Source organism: Aliivibrio sp. S2TY2, from assembly GCF_028765525.1.
In the GTDB taxonomy this organism is placed as follows: Bacteria; Pseudomonadota; Gammaproteobacteria; order Enterobacterales; family Vibrionaceae; genus Aliivibrio; species Aliivibrio finisterrensis_A.
Genome location: NZ_JARACS010000002.1, coordinates 231120 through 243126, shown reverse-complemented (window position 1 = coordinate 243126; position 12007 = coordinate 231120). Strand labels below are relative to the sequence as shown.

Genomic DNA, 12007 nt, shown 5'->3' with positions numbered 1-12007 from the left:
ACGACAGTAGTGCGCTATCTGAATGGTGTCGATTCTATGCCCTTCTTTGATGTTTTGCTATTAAGTAATGCATCCCATATGATGAAAGTAATTATTTAAAAGGAATTAAATTATGTCAGAGGAAAAAGCGATACTTTATTACGTTTACGACCCAATGTGCTCATGGTGTTGGGGCTATAAACCAGTATGGAATAAGGTTAAACAAGCCGTTTCTAGCGACGTCGATATTGTCTATGTTCTTGGTGGGTTAGCTCCTGACTCCGAAGAGCCTATGTCGCAAGAGATGCAGACCCAAATCGCATCATATTGGCAAAAAATAGAAAACTACTTAGGTACTTCTTTTAATCACGACTTTTGGGAGAAGAATACCCCTCGTCGCTCAACATATCCTTCTTGCCGTGCCATTCTTGCTGCACGAGCTCAAGGTGCTGAATTAGCAATGCTTGAGGCAATTCAAACCGCTTATTATTTAAAAGCGATGAACCCGAGTGACAATGACGTATTGCTCGGCTGTGCGAGAGACATTGGTTTAGATATGGTGAAATTTGAGTTGGATTTATTATCTCCAGAGACGCACCAAGCATTGTTAGATGAAATTGCATTTTCTCGCTCAATTGGTCGAAGCGGTTTCCCCTCTTTATTTTTTAAAACAGAGGATGAGTTGATTGAGTTCCCTATTGATTACGAAAAATCAGAAGGGACCGTTGCACTGTTAAAAAGTCGTCTATATTAATAAGTAATTAATGCATTTTACTCCGAATGGATAAGGATCTATCAATGACAGTTGAATACACACCACCAAAAATTTGGGTTAATGACACTGATGGCGGTAATAAATGGGCGAACATTAACAGTCCTGAATCTGGTGCAAGGTATGAGAGAGAGCTTCCGATTGGCGAGCACGCTTTGCAACTGTATTCACTTGCGACGCCTAATGGCCAAAAAGTGACGATTCTATTGGAAGAGTTATTGGCGCTAGGCATTAAAGAGGCTGAATACGATGCCTACTTAATCAATATTGGTGAGAGCGATCAATTCTCATCAGGCTTTGTGGATGTTAATCCAAATTCAAAAATCCCTGCTTTGGTTGATCACTCTGTCGATCCTGAAGTTCATGTTTTTGAGTCGGCTTCTATTTTGGTTCATTTGGCTGAGAAATTTGGTCAGTTTTTACCAAAAGAAGGCAGTGCGAGAACCCAAACCTTTAATTGGCTATTTTGGGCGCAAGGCTCAGCCCCATTTTTAGGTGGTGGTTTTGGTCACTTTTATGCGTATGCTGATGAAAAACAAGAATACCCAATTAACCGCTTTTCTATGGAAGCAAAACGCCAATTAGACGTACTTGATAAGCAACTTGCTAAAAATACTTATGTTGCCGGTGAAGAATACAGTATTGCTGATATGGCGATTTGGCCGTGGTATGGCAACTTGGTGTTAGGTAATTTGTATGATGCTGCGGAGTTTTTGCAAGTAGACTCTTACACCAACGTAGTGCGCTGGGCAAAAATGCTTGAAGCCAGAGAAGCAGTGCAGCGCGGTAAAATTGTCAATCGTGGGTGGGGCGAAGAGTGGGAGCAAGTACCAGAGCGCCATAGTGCCGCGGATATTGATATGGTATTAAGCAAGAAACCAAAATAATCACTGTTACGTAATGCAGATCAAACAAAGGCGACAGCATAATACTGTCGCCTTTTTTATTCGCATTTATCTGATCATTAACTTATTTTGGTTTGGTTATTGTTACGATCTAGCAACAAGTTACATCTCAAACAAGAAGTAATAACCATAGCCAACTACAAAGGCAGGAACGGCTGAGTAGAAGGTCGCTAGCATTGCCGCTTTTGGTGCTAATGCAATTGCTGGAAATAGTGCGTCACCATCATTTGAAATTGCATTTGAAAGCTGTGCTGACATTGGCATCGCCCCGGATAAATACAGGCTAGTCACTAAAATCTGAGGACCACAACCCGGAAGTAAACCAATTGCTAAGCCAATCAGTGGCATCCACATTCCATAACCTAAAAATACCGTGTGTAAATCGATGCCAGAGAAGTAGGTTGATAGCTCAAAAATTAAGAAAGCGACAATTACCCAAGCAGAGACAAAATTGGTGTCTTGCGCCGCCTTTTGCATTGGATGAGAACTTACACACTTATTATCTTCTGAAACCGTTGATTGATAATCACTGATCTCTTTGGTTAACGACCATAACATCATGCTGCCAATCGCTAATATTGCGCCAATCCATTCAATCGTGTGTTGTGGTAAATGAAACAGTTGATTGATATCTACTTGGAACGAACCGAGTAGGGCAATCACTGTTGCAGGAATTAATACCCATTTCCAAAATACACCCTGTAAGTTGATCGCCTTTACTTGTAAGCATGACGTGTTTTTCTCTGAATTTTCAACTGTCTGATCTTGTTGTTTATCTTGAGTTTCAGGACGTAAAAAATCGTCTTTATGTAATGCATTGACAACCATGCCTGAGATTGCACCAACCACAACACCGAGTGCCATTACGCCAAATCCTACTTTAGGTTGTGCTGCAATTAATAAGAACGCCGCATCCCCCATGGTCGCGGTTAATACTGCGACGACTGAGCCAAAACCGACTTTACCGCTGATGTATTGAGTGGTCACCACTATTGCACCGCCACAACCCGGTAAGGCACCAAGTAATGAAGAGAAGACGACTTGGTTGGTACGAGATTTATTATAAAGCGCAGTAATACGGTTGGTTTTACCCATTATATTCGATAGGTAATGATAAATAACCAATGTGAAAGCTACGTAGGTAGATACCGCCCAAAAGGCATCAGATAACGTTGTGACGGTAATTTCTCTTGTCGTTTCTGCCCCGACTAAGGCCAATAAAGTGATAGGCAATAATAGGCGCTTGTGTTGCAGTGAAAACTGCGAAAGCGAGAGTGATTGTGAAAATTTATGAGTAGTTATCATAATAATAAAGCCATCAGTAAATGCGAATGATTATCAGTATATGCAGATGAGAATTATTATCAACTATCATTTCAATAGTTTTTACCGATGGATAAATTAATTTTATGGATATAGATTGATTAGCATAAAAGTCTGCATAGTTATTTGATAACAGAGAATAGTTAATTAAAAGCTGTAAAATGTTAAATAAAAGTTGTGATTGTGCGCTTGTTTGGTGAGATCAAATGCTGACGAAATCAAGAAATTTGATAGTATCGGCTACTAGAGTGGGCCAGAGAGCTTACTAAGCAATAACTTTTATACAGTTAAAAGTGATACAGTCATGAGGGAATATATGAAAGCAGTTGAAGCGAATTTTGATGGTCTTGTTGGGCCAACGCATAACTACAGTGGTTTATCGGTAGGGAATATTGCCTCTAAAAATAATAAATCTGGTGCATCGAACCCAAAACAAGCCGTAAAGCAAGGCTTAGAAAAGATGAAAGCTCTGCATGATATGGGCTTTGTTCAAGGGGTATTAGCACCACAAGAGCGTCCAGATATTCATACTCTACGCCGTTTAGGTTTTTCCGGTTCAGATGCTGAGGTGCTACAGAAATCTCATCAATATTCACCTCAATTGCTTGCTGCATGTAGCTCAGCGTCAAGTATGTGGACAGCAAACGCAGGTACGGTTTCTCCAAGTGCCGATACCTCTGATGGCAAAGTCCATTTTACTCCTGCTAACTTAATTAATAAGTTTCACCGCTCAATTGAAGATGAAGTCACTGGCAATATTTTAAAAGCCACGTTTGCAGATGAAAAACACTTTGCTCACCATGAAGCGTTGCCACACAGTGATTACTTTGGTGATGAAGGTGCAGCAAACCACACTCGTTTTTGTAATGAATATGGCGAACAAGGCGTTGAATTCTTTGTTTTTGGTAAAAGTGCGTTTGATGAGAGCTACCTTGCTCCGAAAAAATACCCAGCACGCCAGACGTTAGAAGCCAGTGAAGCGATTGCACGAACGCATGGTTTACGCGAGCAATTTACGGTGTTTGCACAACAGAACCCTGATGTTATTGACCAAGGGGTATTCCATAATGATGTTATTGCTGTCGGTAATAAGAACACCTTATTTTGCCATCAACAAGCATTTTTGAATCAAGAACAAGTGAAATCAGATCTAAGTGCTTCTTATGGTTCTGGCTTTAATGTTATTGAGGTTACAACAGATAAAGTGTCGGTGCAAGATGCAGTCGAAACTTACCTGTTTAACAGTCAGCTAATCACTAAGTCGGATGGGACTACCTTGATCATTCTTCCACAACATTGTCGTGAGAATCCAAGAGTATGGGCGTATCTAAATGAGCTAGTAGAACAAAAACGCGGTATTGATGAGTTGCATACCTTTGATTTAAAACAGAGTATGCAAAATGGCGGTGGGCCAGCGTGTTTACGTCTACGTGTTGTATTAAATGAAGCAGAGCAAAAAGCCGTCAATCAACATACCTTGATGAACGATCATCTGTTTACAACGTTAAATCTGTGGGCTGATAAGCACTATCGTGATCGTATTGAAGACAAAGATCTTGCGGATCCACAGTTATTATTAGAATCACGAGCAGCGTTGGATGAGTTAACACAAATCATGCAGCTTGGTTCTGTGTATCCTTTCCAAAGATAACTGATAAATGGCTTTATATCAGATAATGCTTAAGCGAATTAAGTCGTATGCTAAGTTTAAATTTGATTATAGAGCCATTTTTTCCTGCGCTGTTTCTGATCACTTACTTACTGTGACTGGTATAAAAAAAATGAGATTCTAACGCTTTATAATCTTGGTGTTGGTTGAGTGCCAATAACCACTCCTTCTGGTTGCTTTCTATTTTATGACTCACAATAAATGCAGCCTGTAAGTGAGCATTAGTCAGCACGATTTGACGATATTCTCCTTTTGGCTCTAGTATTAGTTTCTTATTAATCTTATTGTTTTTATTATCTAACAAATTACTTAATAGGATTATTAATTCTATTGTGTTCAGTGTGCTAGCAATGCGATATAAATAGCCATTTGGTATTTTCTCTACCACCCAATAATCAAAGTTTCCGGTGTTTATTTTAGTTCTAGTGATAAATAAGGCTTCGCTCTTGTGTTGCCATGCTTTGATATTAACAGGTGTGTGTTTGAATTCCGGTTGGCCTGATATCTCATCTGCGTATGAGTGAATTAATAGGCAAGGCTTGCTGTTTTTAGCCGTTGAACTGTTCCAATGAATTGGCATAAATAGGGAGGACTCCGCAATGTCGTCGGTGATTTTTACTCGTGCTTGAATTTCACTGTTTACATTGTAAATCGTCGCTATATGGTCGTTTTCGAGTTGATATGCCTTTGCCGTATTAGGATGAATTTGCACAAAAGGCTCAGGAGAGTGAGAGGCTAATGTTTCTGATAATCCCGTTCGGCTCATGGTGTGCCAGTGATCTCGTGTTCTTCCCGTATTTAGTAGCAAAGGAAAAGTAGCGGTTGTGTCTTGTTGAGGAGGCTGATAGCTGACTGCAATGAAACGTGCTTTTTTATCTGCAGTGTAAAATTGCCCATCAGAAAATAAACGCTGATGCTCAATTTTAGTTTGTAATTCTAATACGGGCCATTGCTGAGGCGATAATTCACTGTAGCCTTGATCATCTAACGTTGTTAAGCCAATTAAATTAAGATCTCTTGGGTTATCTTTCTGCCCTAATGTGGTCATCTGTGCGTATTCTTTAAATACATCACCCTCATGTCGATAATTAAATTGCTTTTTAAAGCCCATTTGTTGTGCAACTTGAGAGATTATCCACCAATCAGGTTTGGCTTGTTCAGGGCTGGGTAAGATACGGCGTTGACGTGAGATCCTTCGTTCTGAATTCGTCACTGTACCTGATTTTTCACTCCAGCCTTGAGCAGGAAGCACAACATCGGCAAATTCCATGGTATCGGTATTATTGATGCAATCAGAAACCACAACAAAAGGACATTTGCTTAAAGCGGAGATGACTTTTTGAGTATCAGGTAAGCTCACCACAGGGTTAGTGGCCATGATCCAAAGTGCTTTTATCTTTCCGTTATCCATTGCATCAAACAGATCAATCGCTTTTATCCCTTCTTTTGTTGCAAGAGAGTCAGTTTGCCAAAAGTCAGAGATCAATTGATGGTGTGTTGGGTTCTCAAATTCCATATGGGCAGCAAGGGTGTTGGCTAAGCCGCCGACTTCACGGCCTCCCATTGCATTTGGCTGACCGGTAATAGAGAAAGGACCACAGCCTTGATAACCGATTTTCCCCGTAGCTAAATGACAATTAAGAATACTATTTACTTTATCTGATCCCTGTGATGATTGGTTTACACCTTGAGAGTAAATGGTCATTACTTTGTTATATTGGGAAAACCATTGATAAAATTGCTCAGTTCTACAATAGTCAACATTGGTTATTTCTTCTGTGATGTCATCACTTTCGATGCTGTTAATCGCATTATCGAAGCCGTTAGTGTGCTTTTTTATGTAATCATGATCAAGTTTATTATGCTTAGCCAGGTAGTTAAGTAAGCCATTGAATAAAGCCACATCTGAGCCTGATTGAATAGGAAGGTGGAGGTCAGCAATGTCACAGGTCTCTGTTTTACGAGGGTCAATAACGACAATTTTTAGATTTGGATTATCCTGTTTTGCTGTTCGTAAGCGTTGAAATAAAACAGGATGACACCAAGCCAAGTTTGAGCCGGTAATAACAACTAACTCGGTGTGCTCAAGATCGTCATAACAGATGGGAACCGTATCACTGCCAAATGCACGTTTATGTCCAACCACGCTAGAAGCCATACAAAGCCGTGAGTTACTGTCGATATTAGCACTGCCGATAAATCCCTTCATTAGCTTATTTGCGACATAATAATCCTCAGTTAACAGCTGTCCTGAAACATAAAAGGCGACAGAATCAGGACCGTATTCTTGTATGGTTTGCTGAAATTGCTCTGCAATGTGTTGAGTCACTTCAGGCCAATGACTCGCCGATAGACTATGATCTTTTTTAGCTCTTAACATAGGATGAAGTAGGCGATTATCACTCTTTACTGTCTCACCTAATGCGGCTCCTTTTGTGCATAAACGGCCATAATTGGAAGGATGCTCTTTATCTCCTCTGATGGTTAATGACCCGTCAGAATTAGGAATAGCTTCGACGCCACAGCCAACACCACAATAGGCACAGGTGGTTTTTATCCATTTATCATCACTCATCTTTATTCCTTATTAAAATGCTATTAATAAAGATAGAGCAAAGTTTGAGCCATTATTTTTCTATTTTAAAATGAGTGGATATTAACATATTATTGTTATTATTCAGTTGGTTATTGTTTTCGTGATGACGTTTTAGATTACTTCTTATCCTAGAGTGATAACTTGAATTTAATAATTGCACTGTTTTAGATAAAAATGCACTACAAGTGAGCATTTTTAGTTATTTTAAATGTCTTTATGTTTTGTTTTTCCTGATGTTACTAGAGGGTTTATTTTTTAACTTATTGAAAATAATTGATAATTTAAATTTGTTTACCTTATTTTATTGAGGGTGGCACTCTCTTTGCTCAATGTGTTTATACATTTTTTAAAAAGGATAGCCATATGAGTAAGCAAAGGATTGTTGTGGTTGGTAATGGCATGGTAGGGCATAAATTTATCGAAACCCTCTTGGCCTCATCACAAAAAGAAATGGAAATTATCACCTTTTCAGAAGAGCCGAGATTGGCGTATGACCGCGTGCAATTAACGTCTTATTTAACAGGTAAAACAGCCGATGATTTAGCACTGACAACGGATGATTATTATCAACGAAATGGGGTTAAATTCGTTATTAATGAAAAGGTGATCCGTCTTGATTGTGCTAAAAATCAAATATTGACCAATAAAGGTCGAATTGAAAGCTACGATAAATTGATACTTGCAACTGGGTCTTATCCTTTTGTTCCGCCGATCCCCGGAAATGATCAAGAGCATTGCCATGTGTATCGAACATTGGAAGATTTAGATGCCATTGAAGCCTCAAGTAAAGAGAGTAAAACAGGGGTGGTTATTGGGGGAGGCTTACTAGGGTTAGAGGCGGCTAATGCGGTTCAAAACCTTGGTTTGAATACTCATGTTGTTGAGTTTGCGCCTCGATTAATGGCAGTGCAACTCGATGAAGGTGGGGGTGCTTTATTACGTCGTAAAATTGAAGACTTAGGGGTGTCAGTTCATACCGAAAAAGCGACCACCGAAATTATTGCAGGGGAGACGTCTCGTTATCGAATGAACTTTGCGGATGGCTCTCATTTAGAAACCGATATGATCGTTTTTTCGGCGGGCATTCGACCACAAGATACATTAGCAAAAGGGACTGAAATTCAACTGGGAGAGCGAGGTGGGATTGCGGTTAATGATCAGTGCCAAACCTCGATTGATAACGTATACGCTATTGGTGAATGTGCGTTATGGCAACAGCAGATCTTTGGCCTAGTAGCCCCTGGTTATCAAATGGCTAAAGTAGCAGTCAGCCATATTTTAGGCGAAAGTGCCGAGTTTTCTGGTGCGGATATGAGTACCAAGTTAAAGCTATTAGGCGTAGATGTCGCTAGTATTGGAGAGGTTCATGGTAAAACAGAGGGCGCGCAATCTTATACTTATCATGATGAAATAGAGCAAGTGTATAAACGACTTATTATTTCAAAAGATGGTAAGAAAATTGTGGGGGCAGTACTTGTTGGCGATGCTGATGCCTATGGTACGCTACTGCAATTAAAGCAAAATAACATGCCATTGCCAGAGCAACCTTCCGTCTTAATTTTACCCAATGTAAAAGAAGATAATTCATCAGCAATGGGCGTTGAAGCCCTGCCTGATACCGCGGTAATTTGTTCGTGTTTTGATGTAACCAAAGGAGATATAAAGCAAGCGGTAAGTGTTGGCTGCACCAGTATGTCGATGCTAAAAGAAACCACAAATGCCTCGACTGGGTGTGGTGGTTGTTCTGCCCTAGCAAAGCAAGTATTAGACAGTGAGTTAAGTCAATTAGGTGTCGAGGTTAATAACCATTTATGTGAACACTTTTCTTACTCTCGACAAGAACTAGCGGACATTATTCGTATCAATAACATTAACACCTTTGATGAGCTGTTAAACAGCCACGGTTCTGGTTTAGGCTGCATTACGTGTAAACCTGCGATTGGGTCAATTTTGGCTTCTTATTGGAATGAATACGTTCTTGAAAACCATCACGCAGAGTTGCAAGACACTAATGATATTTATCTTGGCAATATGCAAAAAGATGGTACTTATTCAGTTGTCCCACGTATTGCTGGTGGAGAGATCACTCCTGATAAATTGATTGTATTGGGAGAGGTAGCAAAAGAGTTTGATTTATATACCAAGATCACGGGTGGGCAACGCGTGGATCTGTTTGGTGCGCATCTTAGTGAACTGCCTGTTATTTGGAAAAAACTGATTGATGCCGGATTTGAGACGGGTCATGCCTATGGTAAATCAGTGCGAACCGTTAAGTCGTGTGTTGGTAGTACATGGTGTCGTTATGGTGTTAATGACAGCGTTGGTTTAGCGATTAAATTAGAGAACCGATACAAAGGGTTGCGCTCTCCTCATAAGATAAAATTTGCGGTTTCTGGTTGTACTCGCGAGTGTGCAGAAGCGCAGTCAAAAGACATTGGCGTTATCGCGACAGATAAAGGCTGGAACTTATATGTGTGTGGAAATGGTGGAATGCGCCCACGTCATGGGGACTTGTTCGTTACTGATTTAGATGAAGATACGTTAATTGCTTATATCGACCGGATCTTAATGTTTTATATTCGTACCGCCGATCGTCTGCAACGCACCTCTGTCTGGCTCGAAAACCTTGAGGGTGGATTGGAATATTTGAGAACCGTCATTATCGACGATTCACTCCATTTAGCTGAAACGCTAGAGGAAGAAATGGCACATAACATTGGAAATTATCAATGTGAATGGAAAACCACGATTGAAAATCCTGAGAAACTGAAACGATTCCAACACTACATCAATAGTAATGATGTAGATGAAGGGGTTAAGTTTGTAAAAGTTCGCGAGCAAAAATCCCCCAAAGATAAAAGCGACAGCTCTGCTATTGAAATTACATTAGTTGAATAAGGAATAACATCATGAGTAATTGGATTACCATCTGTAAAATTAAAGAGTTAACGCCACAATTAGGGGCGTGTGCCAAAGTCGAGGATAAGCAAATTGCGCTATTTTACTGTAAGCGAAGTGAGCGTCTGTATGCATTATCAAATTACGACCCGATAGGCCAAGCGAACGTGATCTCACGAGGAATGATGGGGTCATTAGAAGGTGAACCTTACCTATCTTCACCGCTTTATAAGCATCATTTTCATTTAGAAACTGGGGCGTGCATAGAGCAGCCGGATATATCGTTAACGACTTACCCTGTGCGTGTGATAGATCACCATGTACAAATATGTCTAACTCATTAAAGGACTCAATGATGACCGATAAATTTTCACTGTTTTCATTTTCAGGAAAGATGAAAGTACTGCATTTAAGTTGGATGGCTTTTTTTATTACATTCATGGTGTGGTTTAACTTTGCTCCGTTACTTAATGTCGTTAAAGAAACGCTTGGATTAAGCTCTGAGCAGATAAAAACCTTATTAATTCTGAACGTCGCTTTGACGATCCCTGCACGAGTTATTGTCGGAATGCTAACGGATAAATATGGACCGAGAGTGGTCTATTCTGCCTTACTTGCGGTCTGTTCTTTTCCTTGCTTTATGTTCGCTTTTTCTGATTCGTTTATGCAAGCAGCCATTGCCCGCTTTTTACTCGGGTTCATCGGGGCTGGCTTTGTCGTCGGTATTCGTTTAGTTTCAGAATGGTTTCCTCACCATGAGCTAGGTACTGCCGAAGGGATTTATGGGGGCTGGGGTAACTTTGGCTCTGCCGCCGCCGCATTTACATTGCCAACGGTTGCCCTATGGTTTGGTGGTGATGAAGGTTGGCGTTATGCGGTTGCGATCACCGGAGTCATGAGCTTACTGTTTGCTTTTGTATTTTATGCGAATGTTACTGACACACCAAAAGGCGCGACGTATTTTAAACCTGCCCATTTAACGGCAATGGAAGTGACGTCTATCAGTGACTTCTATCTGCTTTTGATTATGAAAATTCCAATGTATGCCGCATTAGCGTTGTTGACTTGGAAATTGTCACCATCGGGCATTGATATGCTTTCAAGCGTGATGGTTAATACAATTTATATTGCGTTAATTGTGATTTATTTTTATGAAGTATCACAAGTTTGGAAAGTGAATAAAGACATCTTTACCAATGATGTTGCGCCACATCACCAATACAAATTTAAGCAAGTCGCGGTATTAAACGTGTTGTATTTTGCAACCTTTGGATCAGAGTTGGCTGTTGTCTCTATGCTGCCATTGTTCTTTTTAGATACGTTTGAGCTGAGCCCTGTTATGGCAGGAATGGTGGCCTCGGCGTATGCGTTCATGAACTTAATGTCGCGTCCCGGAGGCGGATGGATATCAGATCGATGTGGTCGAAAGCCGACATTAATGATCTTAACGGCAGGGTTGGCCGTCGGTTATTTTGTCATGGGGCAAGTTGATAGTGAGTGGCCACTATGGCTTGCTGTGGTGGCTGCTATGGCGTGTTCTTTCTTTGTTCAAGCGGGTGAAGGTGCCGTCTTTGCTACGGTTCCATTAATTAAACGTCGTATGACAGGGCAAATCGCGGGGATGACAGGGGCGTATGGCAATGTAGGTGCGGTGGTTTATCTAACCATACTTTCCTTTGTTGAGTATCAAACCTTTTTCTTGGTGATAGCCGCAACGGCAGTGCTTGGCTTTGCAACGTTACTCTTGATGGAAGAGCCAAAAGGAAAGATCACCGAAGTGAATGATGACGGCAGCATTACGCTCATCGATGTCTCTCATTAAACGAAGCTTTAGGTAACCATCTTTGAAGGTGATTTCTTGATGG

General features: G+C 40.6%; 8 protein-coding genes. 6 read left to right on the top strand and 2 right to left on the bottom strand.

Going from position 1 to position 12007, the window contains the following annotated elements:
* Nucleotides 1-112: 112 nt before the first annotated feature.
* The gene (locus tag PVK63_RS04915) at nucleotides 113-733 is read left to right on the top strand and encodes a DsbA family protein (protein ID WP_130086270.1); all 621 of its coding nucleotides are present in this window, start codon (nucleotides 113-115) and stop codon (nucleotides 731-733) included.
* 44 nt (nucleotides 734-777) lie between these two features.
* Nucleotides 778-1638 (top strand): glutathione-dependent disulfide-bond oxidoreductase, encoded by an 861-nt coding sequence (yghU, locus tag PVK63_RS04910; protein ID WP_130086271.1) that lies wholly within the window; start codon nucleotides 778-780, stop codon nucleotides 1636-1638.
* A gap of 120 nt (nucleotides 1639-1758) precedes the next feature.
* Here yghU and PVK63_RS04905 read toward each other — a convergent pair whose 3' ends face one another.
* Complete coding sequence (locus tag PVK63_RS04905) at nucleotides 1759-2961, bottom strand: putative manganese transporter (protein WP_130086272.1); 1203 nt, start codon at nucleotides 2959-2961, stop codon at nucleotides 1759-1761.
* A gap of 334 nt (nucleotides 2962-3295) precedes the next feature.
* Here PVK63_RS04905 and astB point away from each other — a divergent pair, with 334 nt between their 5' ends.
* Nucleotides 3296-4630 carry an N-succinylarginine dihydrolase gene (gene astB / locus PVK63_RS04900; protein WP_130086273.1) on the top strand — a complete coding sequence of 445 codons (1335 nt, stop codon included), beginning with the start codon at nucleotides 3296-3298 and terminating at the stop codon, nucleotides 4628-4630.
* A gap of 103 nt (nucleotides 4631-4733) precedes the next feature.
* Here astB and PVK63_RS04895 read toward each other — a convergent pair whose 3' ends face one another.
* Entirely contained in the window at nucleotides 4734-7223 is a 2490-nt protein-coding gene (locus tag PVK63_RS04895; protein WP_130086274.1) for a molybdopterin oxidoreductase family protein, read from the bottom strand.
* A gap of 384 nt (nucleotides 7224-7607) precedes the next feature.
* Here PVK63_RS04895 and nirB point away from each other — a divergent pair, with 384 nt between their 5' ends.
* From nirB to PVK63_RS04880, 3 genes are read left to right on the top strand one after another with little or no spacing between them, the layout of a single operon-like run.
* Nucleotides 7608-10142, top strand: a complete 2535-nt coding sequence (nirB, locus tag PVK63_RS04890) for a nitrite reductase large subunit NirB (RefSeq protein WP_130086275.1) — start codon at nucleotides 7608-7610, stop codon at nucleotides 10140-10142.
* A gap of 11 nt (nucleotides 10143-10153) precedes the next feature.
* Nucleotides 10154-10486: a nitrite reductase small subunit NirD gene (gene nirD, locus PVK63_RS04885; protein WP_130086276.1), complete on the top strand. Its 333-nt coding sequence runs from the start codon at nucleotides 10154-10156 to the stop codon at nucleotides 10484-10486.
* A gap of 8 nt (nucleotides 10487-10494) precedes the next feature.
* Nucleotides 10495-11964, top strand: coding sequence for a NarK family nitrate/nitrite MFS transporter (locus PVK63_RS04880; RefSeq protein ID WP_130086400.1), 1470 nt, complete (start codon nucleotides 10495-10497; stop codon nucleotides 11962-11964).
* Nucleotides 11965-12007 lie beyond the last annotated feature (43 nt).